15 protein-coding genes are annotated in these 17,161 nt (G+C 69.2%); 9 read left to right on the forward strand and 6 right to left on the reverse strand.

Annotated features, from left to right (window positions below; all coding sequences use genetic code 11):
- The first annotated feature begins 83 nt into the window (after window positions 1-83).
- Window positions 84-641, forward strand: coding sequence for a homing endonuclease associated repeat-containing protein (locus EP007_RS13400; protein ID WP_128478135.1), 558 nt, complete (start codon window positions 84-86; stop codon window positions 639-641).
- Between the two features lie 30 nt (window positions 642-671).
- Here the strand turns inward: EP007_RS13400 and EP007_RS13405 are convergent, their stop codons facing one another.
- Window positions 672-1,268: a plastocyanin/azurin family copper-binding protein gene (locus EP007_RS13405; protein ID WP_128478136.1), complete on the reverse strand. Its 597-nt coding sequence runs from the start codon at window positions 1,266-1,268 to the stop codon at window positions 672-674.
- Window positions 1,269-1,339: 71 nt separating this feature from the next.
- Window positions 1,340-2,290: a M48 family metallopeptidase gene (locus EP007_RS13410; protein ID WP_128478602.1), complete on the reverse strand. Its 951-nt coding sequence runs from the start codon at window positions 2,288-2,290 to the stop codon at window positions 1,340-1,342.
- A 107-nt stretch (window positions 2,291-2,397) separates the two neighbouring features.
- On the opposite strand from EP007_RS13410, the gene leuS reads away from it, so the two are divergent.
- Entirely contained in the window at window positions 2,398-5,079 is a 2,682-nt protein-coding gene (gene leuS, locus EP007_RS13415; RefSeq protein ID WP_128478137.1) for a leucine--tRNA ligase, read from the forward strand.
- A gap of 38 nt (window positions 5,080-5,117) precedes the next feature.
- Here leuS and EP007_RS13420 read toward each other — a convergent pair whose 3' ends face one another.
- Complete coding sequence (locus EP007_RS13420) at window positions 5,118-5,540, reverse strand: hypothetical protein (protein ID WP_128478138.1); 423 nt, start codon at window positions 5,538-5,540, stop codon at window positions 5,118-5,120.
- Window positions 5,541-5,786: 246 nt separating this feature from the next.
- Here EP007_RS13420 and EP007_RS13425 point away from each other — a divergent pair, with 246 nt between their 5' ends.
- Window positions 5,787-6,749: an AAA family ATPase gene (locus EP007_RS13425; protein WP_128478139.1), complete on the forward strand. Its 963-nt coding sequence runs from the start codon at window positions 5,787-5,789 to the stop codon at window positions 6,747-6,749.
- Here the strand turns inward: EP007_RS13425 and EP007_RS17570 are convergent.
- The 3 genes from EP007_RS17570 to EP007_RS13435 are packed head-to-tail and all read right to left on the reverse strand — an operon-like array spanning window position 6,746 to window position 9,624.
- Entirely contained in the window at window positions 6,746-6,898 is a 153-nt protein-coding gene (locus tag EP007_RS17570) for a hypothetical protein (RefSeq protein ID WP_166035592.1), read from the reverse strand. The two genes, EP007_RS13425 and EP007_RS17570, sit on opposite strands and share 4 nt — an antisense overlap.
- Before the next feature lie 10 nt (window positions 6,899-6,908).
- Entirely contained in the window at window positions 6,909-8,396 is a 1,488-nt protein-coding gene (locus EP007_RS13430; protein WP_128478140.1) for a carotenoid oxygenase family protein, read from the reverse strand.
- A gap of 52 nt (window positions 8,397-8,448) precedes the next feature.
- Entirely contained in the window at window positions 8,449-9,624 is a 1,176-nt protein-coding gene (locus tag EP007_RS13435; RefSeq protein ID WP_128478141.1) for an outer membrane protein assembly factor BamB family protein, read from the reverse strand.
- A gap of 415 nt (window positions 9,625-10,039) precedes the next feature.
- Here EP007_RS13435 and EP007_RS13440 point away from each other — a divergent pair, with 415 nt between their 5' ends.
- From EP007_RS13440 to EP007_RS13465, 6 genes are all read left to right on the forward strand, one after another.
- Window positions 10,040-12,973 carry a transglutaminaseTgpA domain-containing protein gene (locus EP007_RS13440; protein WP_128478142.1) on the forward strand — a complete coding sequence of 978 codons (2,934 nt, stop codon included), beginning with the start codon at window positions 10,040-10,042 and terminating at the stop codon, window positions 12,971-12,973.
- Window positions 12,973-13,653 (forward strand): DUF7269 family protein, encoded by a 681-nt coding sequence (locus EP007_RS13445; protein ID WP_128478143.1) that lies wholly within the window; start codon window positions 12,973-12,975, stop codon window positions 13,651-13,653. The genes EP007_RS13440 and EP007_RS13445 overlap by 1 nt, the downstream gene beginning before the upstream one ends.
- The gene (locus EP007_RS13450; protein ID WP_128478144.1) at window positions 13,650-15,026 is read left to right on the forward strand and encodes a DUF58 domain-containing protein; all 1,377 of its coding nucleotides are present in this window, start codon (window positions 13,650-13,652) and stop codon (window positions 15,024-15,026) included. Before EP007_RS13445 ends, EP007_RS13450 begins: the two co-directional genes overlap by 4 nt.
- Window positions 15,027-15,028: 2 nt before the next feature.
- Window positions 15,029-16,654 (forward strand): DUF7519 family protein, encoded by a 1,626-nt coding sequence (locus EP007_RS13455; RefSeq protein WP_128478145.1) that lies wholly within the window; start codon window positions 15,029-15,031, stop codon window positions 16,652-16,654.
- Between the two features lie 70 nt (window positions 16,655-16,724).
- A complete protein-coding gene (locus EP007_RS13460; RefSeq protein WP_128478146.1) occupies window positions 16,725-16,946 on the forward strand; it encodes a zinc ribbon domain-containing protein in 222 nt (73 codons plus the stop codon).
- 7 nt (window positions 16,947-16,953) lie between these two features.
- On the forward strand, window positions 16,954-17,154 hold the full coding sequence (locus EP007_RS13465) for a hypothetical protein (protein WP_128478147.1): 201 nt from the start codon (window positions 16,954-16,956) through the stop codon (window positions 17,152-17,154).
- Window positions 17,155-17,161 lie beyond the last annotated feature (7 nt).

A 17,161-nucleotide genomic window follows, 5' to 3' on the forward strand; every position in this document is an offset into this window, starting at 1 on the left:
TCGGACACCGACAAATGAGTTACACCTCTGGAGAATCCAGAAACGCTCAGATTTAAGACTTCTCGCTCAAACGTAACGACCAGATGAGCCAGCAAGTCACTCCGGAGACGCTCCGGTCCGCACTTCAGTCGCTGGCCGCCCGGCTCGGCAAGACGCCGACCGTGGTGGACATGCACGAGGAGGGCGAGTACGCGCCGGAGCGCTATCAGGAAGTCTTCGGAGGCTGGAACGAGGCGCTGGAGGCGGCCGGGTTGGACCCCGACGAGATGGGTAGCAAGCGCATTCCCGACAGAGAACTACTGGCCGAGCTTCAGCGGCTCTACACCGAGCTGGGCGAGCCGCCGACCCAGCGGGACATGACCGACCACGGCGAGTATTCGAACCGGACCTATCAGCTCCGGTTCGGTAGCTGGTCGAACGCGCTCCGCGAGGCGATGCTCGACACCAACGACGGCATCTCCGAGACCGAACTTCTCCGGGAGATAGAGCGTCTCACCGACGAACTCGGCCGCTCCCCGAAGGCCGCCGAGATGGACGACCGGGGCCAGTACGCCCCCGTGACCTACCACCGACGGTTCGGGTCGTGGCGTCGGGCGCTCACCGAAGCGGACCTCGAAAGCGTCTCCGGCGACGACGACTGACGGCGTCGCGCAACGCGACTCGTTGTGGACCTATCCGTCGCCCGCGAACTCCTCGTAGGAGATGGACCCTCGGTCCACGATGTCTTGGGGCGCGGGCACCTCGCCGTCCGGCGGGTTCCCCTCAACGCCGCCGGGTTGTCCACAGACGATTCGCGCGACCATCCCCAGCGTCTTGTGCGGGATGCAAAAGTAGTCGTAGGTGCCCTCCACCTCGAAGGTGTGGCTGAAGGTGCCGCCCTGCTCGGTGATGATTTCGCTGTTCCACGGCTCCGCGTCGTCCGGAATGCGGGTGACTTCCGCGCTGCCCGTCCCCTCGGCGTAAGCCGTCGCAGAGTGGGACCCCGACTGGTTGACCCACTCGACAGTCGTCCCCGGTTCGACGAACAGGCCGATGGGGTCGAAGTAGTAGTTGGTCCCCTCGCTAATCATGGCGACCTGCACGGGTCCGCCATCCTCGGTCGTCGTTCCGTCCGTCTCGGCCGCGTCCTCGGCAGTCGTCCCCGCCGGGGTCGTCTCCGTCGTCGTCCCTTCAGCGCCGTCTCCCGACGGCGCGTTACACCCTGCGAGGCCCGTAAGTCCGCCCACCGCGACTGTCCCCCCGCCTTTCACGAACGTTCGTCGTTTCATAGCAGTGGTACTAGGGAAGCGAGCGAAATAACGGATTCGGCCGGTGGACTCGCTCGGGACCTCCCGGCAGCTCATCGAACCGTTATCGACACCGCGCCGCGCTCGCGGTCCGCGCGCTCGACCAGTCGGTCGATGCGCTCGTCCATCTCGGGATGCGTCGAGAGCAGTCGCGTCAGCGCGCCGTCCTCGTCGCCGCGGACGTACAGCGATGACGACATCGCCCATCGCGGTTCGGTGGCGCGCTCGATTTTCCGGAGCGCGCGGGCGAGTGCGAGGGGATTGCCCGTTACCGCGGCCGCGCGGTCGTCGGCGGCGTACTCGCGCCGCCGCGAGTGTGCGAGCATGACGAGCGTGAGCGCCACGAACCCGACCATGACGACTTGTCCGACTCGCCTGCGGAGCGAGGCGACAGGCGCGAGCGCGTCGGCGGGCGGTCGCCCTCGAAGCCAGTCGAACGCCCGGTGCAGCCCCGACCCGACGAGGACGAACGGGAGCGCCGCGGCGACGACGACCCAGACGAGCGACTGCCCGGTGCTGTAGGCCAGCGTCTGGACGAGGCTGTCCTTGCTTTCGAGGTGCGCGAGTTCGTGGGCCAGCAGGGCTTCGAGTTCGTCGGCCGACAGCAGGAACAACACCGAGCGGTCGAGAACGACCGCGCCATCCCGGACCCCGCCCAGCGCCATGGCGTTCGGCGCACCGATGCGCCCGACGAGCAGGCGGGGTCGGCCCGCGTTCATCTCCTCGGCGAGGCGGTCGAGGCGAGCGTGGACCTCGGGTGCGCGACGGCGCGAGAGGTCGGCCGCGCCGACCCGAGAGAGGAGCTGTCCCGTGCCGAAGCGGTAGCTGAGGTAGCCGAGCGCGACGGTGAGACCGGTGGTCCAGAGGACGACCGCAAGCAGGTCGGCGCGCGCCAGCCAGACCGCGGCCAGCAGTCGGTAGCCGAGGTAGGCGACGCCCGCGTAGACGGCGAGCAGGGCGAGACCGACGAGGGCCATCAGGGCGCGGAGACCGACGCGGCGCATGGGCGACGATTCGGGCGGTAGGGCCAAGGAGATGACGGTCCCGACGGTGTGGCGGCGACTGGCAGAAGGCAAAGCTATTGTATCGTGGTCGCCCGTATTTCGATATAATGACTACCGAGCAGCGCGAACGAGGGTTCGACCATACGTCGGTCGAACCGAAGTGGCAACGCGAGTGGGAGGACGCCGACGTGTTCCGCATTCCGGACAGCGCCGAGGACCCCGAGTACGTCCTCGCCATGTTCCCTTACACCTCCGGGAACCTCCACATGGGCCACGTTCGTAACTACACCATCACCGACGCCTACGCCCGATTCGAGCGACTCCGCGGCGAGAACGTTCTGCACCCGATGGGGTGGGACTCGTTTGGCCTGCCCGCCGAGAACGCCGCCGAGGAGCGCGACACCAACCCGCGCGACTGGACGCTGGATTGCATCGACTCGATGAAAGAACAGCTCAAGGCGATGGGCTTTGGCTACGACTGGGAGCGCGAGGTCACGACCTGCGACCCCGACTACTACCAGTGGAACCAGTGGCTGTTCAAGCGATTCCGCGACGAGGGGCTGTTAGAGCGCCAGAGCGCCGAACTGAACTGGTGTCCCTCCTGCGAGACCGTGCTGGCCGACGAGCAGGTCGAGGGCGAGGCGGAACTGTGCTGGCGGTGTGACACGCCCATCGAACACCGCGAGATGGACCAGTGGTTTTTCACCATTACCGACTACGCCGACGAACTGCTGGAGTCGCTGGACGAACTGGACGACTGGCCCGCCAACGTCCGGGAGATGCAGCGCAACTGGATCGGCCGCCAAGAGGGCGACAGCGTGGCCTTCGAGATTCCGGGCTACGGCGACGTAGACATCTTCACGACGCGACTCGACACGATTCACGGCGCGACCTTCTTCTCGCTGGCTCCCGGCCACCCCGTCGCGCAGGAAATCGCCGAAGACAACGAGGAAGTCGCCGAGTACATCGACGAGGCCGAACACGCCGACGAGGACGACCTCGACGTGACCTCCGGTGTGTTCACAGGAGAGTACGCGGTCAACCCAGCCACGGGCGACGAGATTCCCGTCTACGTCGCCGACTACGTGCTGACCGACGTGGGCACGGGCGCGCTGTACGCGGTGCCCGGCCACGACGACCGGGACCACGAGTTCGCCGAGGCCCACGACATTCCCATCGAACAGGTCGTGGAACCCGCGCCGGACGCCGACACCGACCCCGAGGAGGTAGACGTACAGGAAGACGCCTACACGCCCGACGGCGTGCTGGTCAACAGCGGCGAGTTCGACGGCCTGCCCAGCGAGGAGGCCCGCGAGCGGTTCGTCGAGGAGTTCGACGGCGACCACCGCACCGAGTACAAACTCCGGGACTGGGGCATCTCGCGCCAGCGCTACTGGGGCACCCCCATCCCGATGATTCACTGTGACGACTGTGGCCACGTCCCGGTACCCGACGAGGACCTGCCGGTCGAGTTGCCCGAGTTCGTCCACACGACGGGCAACCCGCTGGACGCCGCCGAGGAGTGGAAGCGCGTCGAGTGTCCCGACTGTGGCGGCGACGCCGTGCGCGAGACCGATACGATGGACACCTTCGTGGACTCGTCGTGGTACTTCCTGCGCTACGTCTCGCCGGACGAAAAAGCGGTGCCCTTCGACACCGACCGACCGAGCGATTGGATGCCGGTAGACCAGTACGTCGGCGGCATCGAACACGCCGTGATGCACCTGCTGTACGCCCGGTTCTTCACGAAGGTGCTGGACGACATCGACCTGCTGGAGGGCGTCCGCGAACCGTTTACCGACCTGACGAATCAGGGGATGGTGCTGGGCGAGGACGGCAACAAGATGTCCAAGAGCAAGGGCAACGGCGTCTCGCCCCAGCGCATCATCGACGAGTACGGCGCGGACACCGCCCGCCTGTTCATCATGGAGGCCGCCCAACCCGAGAAGGAGTTCGCGTGGAGCGCCGAAGGTGTCCACTCAGCGAACAACTTCCTGCAGAACGTCTACCGACTGGCCGAGGAGTTCGCCGCGGGCGAGGTGACCGCCGCGGAAGACGACACCGACGCTCTGGCCGTCGCCGACTACGTTTCGCGGGAAATCGACGCCACGGTCGCCACCGCGACCGAGGAGTACGAGGACTTCCGATTCAACCACGCGCTCCAAGCGGTCCGCGAGCAGATTTCGCTCCTGCGGCGCTACCGGGAGTACACCACACCCGACGCCGACACCTTCGAGCGCGGACTGGTGACGGCCGTCAAGATTCTGTCGCCGGTCGCGCCCCACCTCGCCGAAGAGGTCTGGGAGCGACTGGGCCGCGACGGACTCGTCGCCGAGGCCGACTGGCCCGCCGCAGACGCCCCTGAGAACTACGACATCGAGCGTCGCCTCGTGGAGAACACCCGCGAGGACGTGCGCGACATCGTGGATACGGTTGGCATCGAGGACCCCGAGACCGTCACGCTCGCAGTCGCCCCCGAGTGGAAGCACCGCGCCCGCGAAGTCGCCGCGAACGCCGAGGGCAACGTCGTCGGCACGGTCATGGGCGACGAGCAACTGCGCGAGGTCGGCGAGGCCGCCGCGGACTTCGCCAAGGACCTCGCCGCGCGCTCGGAAGCACTGGACGAGCAACTGTCGCCCGAGCGCGAGCGCGCCGCCCTCGAACGCGCCGCGTGGCTGTTGGAACGGGAGTTCGGAGCCAGTGTGGTCGTCCAGAGCGCCGATGAGGCCGACGACCAACTGGCGAGCAAGACCGAACCGGGTCGGCCCGCAATCGACATCGAGGAGTAGTCCGGAGACGAGCGGGCCGTCGAGGTCTCCGGCCTCGTTTAAAAGACCCGTTGGAGGCCGAACCGGCCGATAATACGGTCCAGACCGACTCTAAGTGCTGCTTCTCCGAGCGTAATTACTAGCACGAATCCCAATAGAATCGGCCAGACGATCAGATACGACGAGAGCGGGTGAAGATGCGCTCCGTACCGCCATTGATACGCCGTATCGCCCAAAATCCAGAGCGTCGCAAGCGGTGAGGAGACGAGCGAGAAGCGGCCGAACAGGTACAGGGGAACGGCGGCCGTAACGAACATTCCCACCACCGAGTAGCCGAGCGCGAATACGACCGCCACTACCCCCTGAGACGAAAAATAAACACCTGCCGAGAAGAGCCACGAGAGGACGAATACCGCGTAGATAGCTCCTCCGAGGACTGCAACGGTGCGTGCGTCGCGGTTCTCGGTCGAGAAGAAACCCATACTATTTCGAACATTCTTAACCTCATATATTTCTTCCTTCTCTCACCGAACACACTCGAAATTTGTTCGCAAGTCGCTCCTGCCGACGGTTTCGATGGGACCTCACGGAAACCCCGACTCGCGGCGAGCAAGTGGCGTCTTTTCGACCCGGTCTCCTGCCGAAATCGCCCCCGATAGAGACGACACCGAACACCCGTCGGTTTGCTGAGTACCAAGCTTCTTTACGACTCACTAAGAGTTCGGGACATGGACCAACCCACGGCGACCCAGCGTTGCGAGCGCGTCCTCGACGCCGTCAGTTCGGCGGTCATCGCCGACGAGGAGTTCCTCGAAACCGTCCTCACCGGAATCTTGGCCCGCGGGCACGTCCTGCTCGAAGACGTGCCGGGGACGGGAAAGACCCTGACCGCGCGGTCGTTCGCCGACGCGCTCGGTCTCTCTTTTTCGCGCATTCAGTTCACCCCCGACCTGCTCCCCGCCGACATCACGGGGTCGAACGTCTACGACGAGGGAACCGGCGAGTTCGAGTTCTCGCCCGGCCCTATCTTCGCCAACGTCGTCCTCGCCGACGAAATCAATCGCGCGCCGCCCAAGACCCAAGCCGCCCTGCTGGAAGCGATGGGCGAGGGGCAGGTCACGGTGGACGGGACGACTCACGACCTCCCGACGCCGTTTTTCGTCCTCGCCACGCAGAACCCCGTCGAGCAGGAGGGCACCTTCGGCCTGCCGGAGGCCCAGCGCGACCGCTTCATCGTCAAGACGACGATGGGGTACCCCGACTTCGGCGGCGAGCGCGAACTGGTGGACAAGCGCGCCGACCGGACCGCGAAGGCTCCGAGCGTCCAGTCCGTGGTGGAGGGCCGGGAGGTCGCGGCCATCCAGCGCGTCCTCGAATCGGTCCGCGTGGATGGCAAGATTCGGGACTACGTGGTCGCGCTCGGACGAGCGACCAGAGAGGACGACCGCGTCGATGTCGGCGTCTCGCCGCGCGGTATCCAGCGCCTCTTCGAGGCCGCCCGCGCCAGCGCGATCGTCTCGGGCCGCGGGTACGTCGTCCCCGACGACGTGAAGCGAGTCGCGGAACCGACGTTCGCCCACCGCCTCGTGTTGACCGACGAGGCGAGCGTCCGCGGGACCGACCGAAGCGCAATCGTCGCGGACGTGCTGGAGCGCGTGGAGGTGCCCGCGGTGAAGTCGTCGTCGGTCTAATTTCTGCGGGTAACTCTCCCAGCGAACGTCATCGGGGCGTTTCCGTCCGCGACCGCGAGTGGGAGATTCTGGCCCGCGAGGAGACCGACGGCGAGTTCGCGGAGACCCATCCGACAGTCCCGGAGACCGGGACCGAGGTCCGGACCCACGAACGCTGAGTCATCGCTCGACTTCGGGGAAGAACTCGCCGTGGAACCCGAACGGGATGTGATGGGGAACCTCGGCGCGCGCCAACTCCTCGAAGCGCTCGCCGTCGAGAACGACCAGTAGCGACTGCCCGCGCTCGGCGTCGAGCGCGGGCGCGAGGACGACGCCGCGGTCCTCGGGCGCGTCTGCGCCCTCTGTACCTTCCACATCCTCTGCCGGTTTCGGCACGAAAATCGGCTCTCCGGCGTAGTGGTCGTCGGCCCACCACTCGGTCGCCTCGCCGGTTTCGACGGTCACCTTGACGAGACCGGTCTGGCCTTCGCGGGCGGTCGCTTGCCCGTAGGCGTAGCGGTACCGCTTCGTCCGGGCCTGCGGGGCGACTCGCGGGAGTTCCGTGCCGGTGTAGACGCTCCGGCGTCGGACGCTCTCGGAGTCGTCCGCGACGGGAATTCGGAAGCGCGTCAACTCGCCGTCCGCGGCGTTGAGGTCCGGCCCGGAGTCAGGGGCGCGCTCCCCGCGCTCGTCCACCGATTCGACCTCCTCACCGACCGCACCCATGAACAGATTCGAAACGATTTCGGCGTCCTCGTAGGCCACGAGGTCCACGACGATGTCGCCCTCGGACTCGAAGGCGTTGACCGTGTGGAAAAAGAAAAACGGGGTAACGCGGCGCTCGACCACGAGGTCCCCCGTCTCGCGCTCGACGGCGAGAAATCGCGTGCCGCGCTCGGGCCGCCAGCGAAAGTTGTCGATGAACCCGCCCTCGCCCGGCAGGAGAAAGCGCATCGGGTTCGTGACGAACGGCGGTTCGACGAGGACCGCGTACCGCGGCGTCAGCGCGAAACTGTGGAGGTACGCCGGGCGGTCCACGTCGAGCGAGACCACGGGGACGCGCTCGATTTTCCCCGCCGCGGACTGCTCGTCCGAGACCCGATAGACGTGATAGCGGTTCGTCCGGCCGAACTGCGTCGCGTAGCCGACCGTCTCCCCGCGCCGGTCGTCGCGCTGGAGATGGGCCGTGACGTGGTGGACCGTCAGGTCGTCGGCGTAATCGAGATGGTCCTGCACCGCGAGGCTCTCGGGGTCGAAGCGGACTCTGCGGAGCGTCTCGGTCAGCGCGACGTACTCGCCGCCGACGCGGGCGACGTTGACGTTCGCGTTGTCGGTCGGGTCGCCCAGAAACGACTTCAACTGGTCGAGATAGCCCCCCGAGGTGGCGAACTGGCTCGAAATCTCGCCCTCCTCGACGGCCCGCCGGTAGGTCTCGGTCCGGAGAAATCGGTTCGAGTACGACACCGAACCGGCGTCGAACCGGAACTTGTGGAGCATCGCCAGTCCGTCGAACCAGTGTTCGACTCGCTGGCCGCCCACCTCGAACTTGCCGGGACCGTTGCGGACCAGCGACCCCGAGAGCCACGACGGAATCTCGCCTGTCACGTCGAGCGCGAGGTCGTCGTGTTCGGCGTCGAGCGACCGGAATCCCGAACTGTAGGCTGGCATCGTCTGCCAATCGGTCTCCACCTCGAAAATCGTGGTGGTGCAGTGCGAGTCCTCACTCCCGGTAGCGGGGCACCTGTCTGACCCACGGCCCAGAGACGAACAGGTCGTCGTCGCCAGCGACGAGACCGACTCGCCGCTCGTAGGTCGGACTCCAACCGCACAGGTCCTCTCCTCGCTTCTCGGGGACCCGGAACAGGTCTCGGCGCTCGCCCGTCTCGGCGTCGAGAACTCGGACGTACCCCCTGTAGTCGATGGCGTACGCGACCGACCCGTCGGAATCGAGACCGGAGATTCCCTCCTCGCCCGCGGAGCGCCAGCGTTCGCTCCCGTCGTCCTGCGAGACGGCGACGACGCTCCCCGAATGGGTCCCGACAAAGAGGTTCGCGTCGTCGTGCGAGAACGAAATGACGGAACTCGACAGCGAGGTGGTCCACCGCTCCGCGCCCGATTCTGCGGCGAGCGCCGCGATTTCTCCCTTCCCGCTGGCGACGTGGACCGTATCGCCGTCGGCGAAAATCGACTGGTTCACCGTCTCGCCGACCCCGGTCCGCCAGCGTCGAGTTCCGTTGTCGGCCGCGAATCCGTAGACCTCCCCGGCTTCCGTCGCCGTAACGACGGTATCACCGACTGCGACGGGACCGGTCCAGACCATTTCGTCTACCTCCTGCGCCCAGACCTCTTCGCCGGTGTCGGCGTCGAGCGCGACGACTCGGTGGGTGTAGGTCTCGTCGTCGCTCGGCATCGCGTCCCCCTCTTCGGAGTGCGAGACGCCGACCAGCACGAGTCCGTCGGTCTTGGCCGGTTGGCCCCACGCGCCGCCGCCGTAGGTCTCGCGGCCGTCAGCGTCGTAGCGCCACTCGACGCGTCCGGTCCGCCGGTCGAGCGCGTACACCAAGTCCCCGCCGGTTCCGACGTAGACCGTCTCGTCGGCGACGAGCGGTACCCCGGCACCGCCACCGGACACGGTGAAGACCCAGTTCGGTTCGCCGTCGTACTGCTCCAGCGACGCGACGCGAGAGACGAGGTCGTCATCCGTGGTGCCGAACTGCTCCGAGACGTAGACGGAACCATCGGTAGTGACGGGCGGAGACCAGCGTTCGCCGCTGAGAGTCCACTCGGGGTCTCTGCGGTCGGGGCAGTTATCGCCGTTCCACCAGCGATAGCCGCCGACGCCGACGGCCGCGGTGCCGAGTCCAGCGAGCAATTGGCGGCGGTTCAACTCGCTCATTCGACGGGAAATGGTTACTCACCCGTCATAAGTCTTCTACTCTCGGTCTCGTTGGGAACTGTCGGCGGCGACAGACCTCGCTAGCTATCGCCGACGCTGAGGAGTCGCCGCGACTGCACTGCAACTGCACGACACCGACACCGCACAGCATCGCCGACCGCACCGCCACCACGCCCCGTGCCTCCTTGCTTACGTCTGCGCTCGCGCTCGCGGTTCCGCGAGCGCGAGCGCAGACGCGGCGCGTCCCGTGGATTGGTCCGTCGAGCGCGCTCCGTGGTTCGTTCCACCGAGCGCGTCTCCGAGACGACCACACCCGCCGCCCCGCCTCCTGTCAACATCCCTGACTTCCACCACTCTTTTTACCTGTCTGCGCACACGTTGCACCAAGACTGCGCCGTCCGCGGACTCACTCATCATGCCAACGAAGCCGTCACCTCTGTTGCCCGACGACGAACAGTCCCGCGACCGACTCCGCGCCGCGCTCGCGGCGTGTTGCGTCCTCGCGGTCGTCCTCGCGGGCACCCTCGTCCCCGCCGTCTCGGGGGCCGGACTCGGGAGTTCCCCCATCGGGTCCGTCGTCCCCCAACCGAACGTTGACCCCTACGGACTCTCGGAGGGGAGCGGCGGGACCGGAAGCGGCGGCGGACTCGGCGCGCTGAATCCCGGCGACCAGACCGACGTCGGCGGGTCGCTGGCGAGCGAGGGGACCAGCGCCTTCCGGTCCCAGAACGCCGAGACCCACTTTCAGGTGCAGAGTTCGGTCCCCGCCTACTGGCGGACCGGTGCGTACGACACCTACACCGGGTCGGGGTGGGAGTCCTCCGGCGAGCGCCGACCCTACGATGGACCCATCGAGGACGCGGCGATTCAGGGCCGAGAGGTCCAGTATCGCGTCACGCTCCAGCGGTCGGCGACCGCGCTCCCGAGCGTCTGGCGCGCGAACTCCGTCGAAGCGGACGCCGACTCGCTGTACGTCACCGACGACAGGGCCTTCGAGAGCCAATCCCCGATTTCGCCGGGGACGACCTACTCCGGGGTCAGCCACCTGCCCGCCCGCGACCCGAACGTTCTCCGGACCGCGGGGAGCGACTACCCGGACGAAATCGAGCGGCGCTACACCGACCTGCCGGGCGACGCCGACCGCCGCATCGGGCGGTTCACCGACGACCTGACCGCGGACGCCTCCTCGCCCTACGAGTCCGCGACGCGAATCGAGTCGTGGCTCGAATCGAACAAGAACTACTCGCTGAACGTCTCGGAACCCGCGGGCGAGGACGTGGCCTCGCAGTTCGTCTTCGACATGGAGAAGGGCTACTGCGAATATTTCGCCACCTCGATGACGGTGATGCTCCGCTCGCAGGACATCCCCGCGCGCTACGTCGTGGGCTACTCTACCGGCCAGTCGGTCGGCGCGAACACCTACGAGGTCCGCGGGATGAACGCCCACGCGTGGGTCGAGGCGTACTTCCCAGATGTCGGATGGGTAAAATTCGACCCGACACCCGGACGCGAGCGCCTCGACGCCGAACAGCGCGCCCTGACGAATCAGACCGACGCCGACCCGAGCGACTACTCGCCCAACGAGTCAGGCAGTCCCGACGAGCGGTTCTCACCGAACAAGACGGCCACCGACCCCGGCGAGGGCGACCCGACCGCGACGAGCGGCGGAAGCGGCGGGACCCGAACCGGCGCGTCGGGGACTGACTCCTCGCCGGAGGGCGAGACGCCCACCGACTCGACGGAGAGCGGCGAGACGCCCGCGGAGACGACCGCGACCGACTCCGACGAGACGACGACCGGCGAGGACGCCGGAGAGACGACCACGGAGACCGACTCTCGGACGACCGACCAGTACAGCGTCAGACTCAATCGTACCCCGGTCCCCGGCGCGACGGTCGAGGTGACCGTCACCGACGAGGGAACCCCCGCCATCGGCGTCCCGGTCTTCTTCAACGGGGAACAGGTCGGCATCACCGACACCGAGGGGACGGTGACCGGGCAGGTCCCCTACGCCGAGAATCTGCGGATAGCGGTCGGCGGCACGTCGGACGATGACGTGGTCGAGGGTGTCGCCGGGCCGCCGACGAATTTCGACGCCGCGTTCTCGCTGTCGGACCCGCCGCGCTCGCTCTCTTCCTCTTCCTTTTCCCCTTCACCGCGCGCTCTCGCGCAGGAAAACGGGAGCAACGCCACCGACGGCACCGAGTACCCGCTGGCGACCGACGCCTCGCTCGCCGTCTCGGGCGACGTGGCCACGGGGCGCGAAGTCGTCGTGACCGCGACGGTCGAGGGCGTGGCGGTCCGGAACGCCGACGTGACCCTCGACGGCGAGACGGTCGGCACGACCGACCGGAACGGCCGTCTCCGGGTCCGACTCCCCGACTCGCCGGGCAACGTCACGCTCGCGGTTTCCCGCGGGTCGGTCTCGGGCGAGCGCACCCTCTCGCTCCCGCGCCTCGAACTCGACGTTGACCCACAGTTCCCGCTCGCGCTCCCCGGCACCGCGGTCGAAATCAGCGCGACCTACGGCGGCGACCCGCTGACGGACGCCACAGTGGAAGTCGCGGGCGCGAACGAGACCACCGGCATCAACGGCACGGCGACGGCCTCGCTCCCCGTCCAGCGGAGCGCCGAGGTCGTCGTCTCCGCGGAGGGCCAGACGCGCCGAGCGACCGTCTCGGGACTGCTGGTCAACCTCGCCGGGGTCCTCAGCGGTCTCGCACTCGTCCTCGGCGGACTCGCTTTCGGGGCCTCCCGCCGGGGGTGGACGCTCCGGCGACTCGTCGCCGCGCTCGCCGGGACCGTGCGCGCGATTCCGGACCTCGCGGTCGCCGCGCTGTTCGGCGCGGCCGACCGCCTCGCGCGGGCCGTCGAGACGGTCCTCGACGCGCTCGAAGAACTCGCCGCGGGCGAGACGACGGTCTCGGAACTGCTCGCGCGACTCCGGGCGTGGTTCGCCGAGCGCGTGCGGGCGGTCCGCGCGGGGTCGTTGCGGTCGCTCGGCGGCGGTCCCACGCCGGACGTTTCGGGGTCTGAGGACGCCGAGGCGGCCGACTCCTACCGAACGCTCCGGGAGGCGTGGGCGACGTTCCTCCGAGTCGTCTCGGTCCGGCGACCGGAGGCCTCGACGCCCGGCGAACTCGCCGACCACGCGGTCAGCGAGGACGGCCTGCCGCCCGCCGCGGTCGTCACCCTGCGCGACGCCTTCCGGGACGTTGAGTACGGCGCGCGCTCACCGAGCGACCGCCTCGCCCACGTCGAGGAGGCAATCGACGCCATCGAGCGTGCGGCCCGCGAGGGGAGCGACGCGCGCGATTCCCGCGACGCCCGCTCGGGAGGTGACGACTGATGCGCGTTCGCGCTCTGGGCGCGCTCGGCGCGCTGGCCACGCTCCTCGCGGCCGCGGTGGTCGTCGCGCCCGGTCTCGCCGACCGCCTCTCGGCGGTCGTCTCGGTCCTCGAATCCCGAGACCCTCAGCGACTCCTGCTCGTCCTCGGGTCGGTCGTCGGCGCGTACGCGGCGTGGGCCGCCCGCGGCGGGCGACCGGACCGCGCGCCGACCGACGGCCCGGCCGCCAGATTCGACGCGACGGACGACCGGCCCCAGCAGGTGAGCGCCGCCGACCGCGCCCGAACCGGCGAGACGTTCGACGCGAGCGTCGCCGACGCCTGCGACGGCGACGAGCGCGCGCTCGATGCAGTCCAATCGACCCTCGCGGACACCGCCGCGAGCGCCCACGCTCGCGCGGCCGACCGCGGTCCAGAGCAGGCCGAGTTGGCGGTCGCAACCGGCGCGTGGACCGGCGACCAGACCGCCGCGGCGTTCCTCGCCGGGGAGTCGGGACCCTCCTTCTCGCTCGCCTCGCGCCTGCGGGCGTGGCTCGACCCGGCCGCCGAGCGACGGCGGCGAATCGAGCGCACGGTCGGGGAAATCGAGCGCGTCCTCGGCGACAAATCGGACGCGGAGGGTGATTCGGTGAGGGGTGGCCCAGCCGACGACTCGGCCGACACCGCGGGAGGGAACTCGTGACTCGCACCCGCGTCCCGCGGTTCCGCGGCGCGCTCGCCGGGACGCTCCTGTTGACGACGCTCGGCCTGCTCTACGCCGAGGCGCGACTGTTCGCGGCCGCGGCGGTGCCGCTGGCCTACGTCGCCGTCGGCGCGCTCTCGTCGCTCTCGGGCGCGACCGAACCCGAGGTGACGAGGGCGTTCGACCCCGCAAGTCCGCCGCCGGGCGGCGAGGTCGAGGTGACGCTGACGGTCCACAATCCGGGCGAGTCGGCGCTCGCGGACGTGCGAATCGTGGACGGCGTGCCCGACGAGTTGGCGGTCAGTTCGGGGTCGCCGCGGGCCGCGGTCGCGCTCCGCCCCGGCGAGGAGGCGACCGTCTCGTACTCCGTGGTCGCCAAGCGCGGCGACTACGAGTTCGGCGACCCGGCCGTTCGAGTCCGAACCGTCAGCGGGACCGACCGCGTGACGACGGCGGTCGAAGCGGACGGCGAGACGACCCTCTCGTGTTCGCGTTCGGTCGCCGACCCGCCGTTCGGCCGGGCGTCGCCGCGGCGCGTCGGGACCCACACCACCGACTCGGGCGGCGAGGGAATCGAGTTCCACTCGACCCGCGAGTACCGGCCCGGCGACCCCATCAGTCGCCTCGACTGGCGGCGGTTCGCCAAGACCGGCGACCTGACCACGGTGCGGTTCCGCGAGGAGCGGGCGGCCCGGACCGTCGTCGTGGTGGACGCCCGGCCGGTCGCCCGGACGACCCCGAGCGCGGGCTACCCCAACGGCGCGGCGCTCTCGGCCTACGCCGCCGAACGGCTCTACGACGCGCTGACGGGCGCGAACGTGGCGACCAGCGTCACCGCGGTCGGACTCGGCGAGGACGACCTCGAAGGCGGTCTGCCGCCCGACGACCTGCCGTGGGCCGACTCCGACGGCGCGGGGAGCGCCCGCCTCGTCTTCGACGCGGTGGGTCGCGCGGCCGACCGCGACGACCCCGATTCCGTGCCGACCGACGGGACGAGTCCGGTCACCGCTACCGCCGCGGCCGCGGCGGACGGCGGAGTCCCCGACGGGAGTTCCGACCCGGCCGACGCGATGACTCGGCGACTGCTCGCGCGCCTGCCGGGCGACGCGCAGGTCGTCGTCGTCTCGCCCGTGCTGGACGACTGGCCGGAGTCGCTGGCCCGCGCACTGGCGGCCCGCGGCCACGACGTTGCCGCGCTGAGTCCCGACGTGACCGGGGGAGACGCCAGGTCGTCGCCCGGCCGGTCGGTCGCCGCGACGCGGCGCGCGATTCGCCTTTGGGACCTCCGGACCGCCGGGGCGACGACCGTCGATTGGGACGTGGACGACCCGCTCGGAATCGCGCTGGAACGCTCGCTACGGAGCCTGCTCTGACCATGATGGACGAACACGACGCGACCGACTCGACGGCGAACTGGGCACCGACGAGAGCGAGTACCGCGGTCGCGCTACTGGGCACTGCTGGCGGCGTCGCGGGCCTGAGCGCGACTGTCGGGGTGGTGAGGGGCGCGCTCGCCGCCGCGGCGGGCGCAGTCTGTCTCGCGGCCGCGCTCTGGTTGCTGACGCGCGACCGGTGGCGCGTGCCCGCGACGCTGGCGGGGAGTCTCCTGCTGGTTCCCGCGGGGACCGCAGTCGCGGCGGGCATCGGCTACGAGACGCTGGTCGCGTTCGCGGCCTCGTTCCCGGCGTCGTCGCCGACCCGCGTGGTCGGCGAGTCGCTTCGCATCGTCGGCGTGCTGGCGGTCCTCTGGGGCGGCACGGTCGCGGTCTTCGGCGCGGCGGCGTCGGTCCGAGGCGTCGCCACCTCGTGGTCCGTCTCGAAGTCCCTCGACGTTACGAACCGGGTCGCGGTGCTTCCGTTCGTCCTGTTCCTCGCGCTCGCGGGCCACGCACTCCTGACGAACTTCGAGGTCGGCGCGGCGGGTGTGGTCGGCGACTTCGTGTCGATGGCGACCGACTGGTTGTTCGCGCCCTCGGGAGGGGAGATTCACCTGCTCTCGTTCGGCCTGCTGGCCGCGGCCGCAACGCTCGCCAGTTACCTCGCGGTTCGGGACCTCCCGACCGAGGAACTGGCAGGGGACGCCGAACTCGGCGATGTGAGGGTCGCGGCCCTCGCGGCGGGCCTTCAGCGCGCGCTTGGGCAACTCCTCGGACTCGGCGTCGTCGCGCTCCCGGTCGTCTTCCTCGTCGAACTGGGGATTTCCGAGTCGGTGGTCGAGAGCGCGCTCCCCGGCGCGGTCCGGGACTTCCTCGTCACCCTCACGGCGACGCCGGGCGTCCGGACCGCGCTCTGGTGGCTCGCGCTCGTCGCGGGCGCGCTGGCACTTGTGGCGGCGCTGGTCCGGCGCTCGTCGCGCACCTCCACGCGGGAGATGCTGGTCGGCTACGCGCCGTTCCTCGCCGGGATGGCAGTCGTCGCGTCGGTCGGCGTGGTTCACCGACCGCTCCTCGACGCGCTCGTCGGCTTCGTCGCCGGGCGACTCGACGCGCCGCTGGCGGGGCGCTTCCGGGACCTCTCGGAGGGCGTCGTAACGTTCTACGGCGGCGAGACGGTCGTCCTCGGTCTGACCGCGGGCGTGCTTTTGCTCGCGGTGGTGAGTCTCTTCGCGCTCTGGGTCGCGTTCGCGCTCGGGTTCGTCACCGACCGCGCGGCCGGTCCGGCGCTCGCGGGGGGCGGTCTCTTCGTCGCCGCGGCGTTCGCCGGGACTGTGAGCGCGCCGACGTGGCTCGTCTTCGCCGCGCTCGTCGCCGCGCTGGCGGTCTGGGACGCCGGGGAGTTCGCCACGACGCTCGGGTCGGAGGTCGGCCGCCGCGCGGCGACTCGGAAGGTCGAACTGCTCCACGGTCTCGGCGTCCTCGCGGTCGGGGTCTGCGCCGCGCTCGCGGCCGGTCTGCTCGCGCGGGACCTGCCCGCTGGACGTTCGGGCGAGTTGGGCGGCACGTCGCTCGCGCTGTTGGGTGCCGTCGCAGGCGTGGTCCTGCTGGTGACGGCGCTCCGGTGACGATGCGGAGTTCGCCAATCGCTTCCGACCGACCACAAAGCTCATGCCAACGGTCCGACAATCGCCGACGATGCCCTCCGACGAAATCCACGACGACGACGGCTGTCCGAAGTGCGGCCACACCGAGACCGACGTGGGAACGATTTCGACGACCGGCGGCGGTCTCTCGAAGATGTTCGACATTCAGACCAACCAGTTTCAGGTCGTCTCGTGCCTGAGCTGCGGCTACTCGGAACTCTACCGCGACACTGGCTCCACGGGGAGCGACATCGTGGACGTGTTCCTCGGTTGAGGTTGCCATGTCCGGAGCCGCGATGTTCGCGCTGGTCCTGTTCGTGAGCGTCGGCGGCGGCCTGCTCCTGTGGGCCGCGGTCGATAGCGAGAAGAATGGGCGACAGGTGATGGACCGCGAGTCGGCCGAGAAGGCGGCGCGGCGGGACACCGACGCCGCGGCGTCTCGCCGCGCGAACGACCGCTCGCGCCGCAGTTTCGACGAGTGAGGCGGAC

It is taken from the genome of Halorussus pelagicus (assembly GCF_004087835.1).
GTDB classification, from domain to species: domain Archaea; phylum Halobacteriota; class Halobacteria; order Halobacteriales; family Haladaptataceae; genus Halorussus; species Halorussus pelagicus.

What these genes read in the sequence shown, in the direction of transcription:
- EP007_RS13400 (WP_128478135.1), top strand. Translation starts at nt 84, where the DNA reads ATGAGCCAGCAAGTCACTCCGGAGACGCTCCGGTCCGCACTTCAGTCG.
- EP007_RS13405 (WP_128478136.1), bottom strand. Translation starts at nt 1,268, where the DNA reads ATGAAACGACGAACGTTCGTGAAAGGCGGGGGGACAGTCGCGGTGGGC.
- EP007_RS13410 (WP_128478602.1), bottom strand. Translation starts at nt 2,290, where the DNA reads ATGCGCCGCGTCGGTCTCCGCGCCCTGATGGCCCTCGTCGGTCTCGCC.
- leuS (WP_128478137.1), top strand. Translation starts at nt 2,398, where the DNA reads ATGACTACCGAGCAGCGCGAACGAGGGTTCGACCATACGTCGGTCGAA.
- EP007_RS13420 (WP_128478138.1), bottom strand. Translation starts at nt 5,540, where the DNA reads ATGGGTTTCTTCTCGACCGAGAACCGCGACGCACGCACCGTTGCAGTC.
- EP007_RS13425 (WP_128478139.1), top strand. Translation starts at nt 5,787, where the DNA reads ATGGACCAACCCACGGCGACCCAGCGTTGCGAGCGCGTCCTCGACGCC.
- EP007_RS13430 (WP_128478140.1), bottom strand. Translation starts at nt 8,396, where the DNA reads ATGCCAGCCTACAGTTCGGGATTCCGGTCGCTCGACGCCGAACACGAC.
- EP007_RS13435 (WP_128478141.1), bottom strand. Translation starts at nt 9,624, where the DNA reads ATGAGCGAGTTGAACCGCCGCCAATTGCTCGCTGGACTCGGCACCGCG.
- EP007_RS13440 (WP_128478142.1), top strand. Translation starts at nt 10,040, where the DNA reads ATGCCAACGAAGCCGTCACCTCTGTTGCCCGACGACGAACAGTCCCGC.
- EP007_RS13445 (WP_128478143.1), top strand. Translation starts at nt 12,973, where the DNA reads ATGCGCGTTCGCGCTCTGGGCGCGCTCGGCGCGCTGGCCACGCTCCTC.
- EP007_RS13455 (WP_128478145.1), top strand. Translation starts at nt 15,029, where the DNA reads ATGATGGACGAACACGACGCGACCGACTCGACGGCGAACTGGGCACCG.
- EP007_RS13460 (WP_128478146.1), top strand. Translation starts at nt 16,725, where the DNA reads ATGCCCTCCGACGAAATCCACGACGACGACGGCTGTCCGAAGTGCGGC.
- EP007_RS13465 (WP_128478147.1), top strand. Translation starts at nt 16,954, where the DNA reads ATGTCCGGAGCCGCGATGTTCGCGCTGGTCCTGTTCGTGAGCGTCGGC.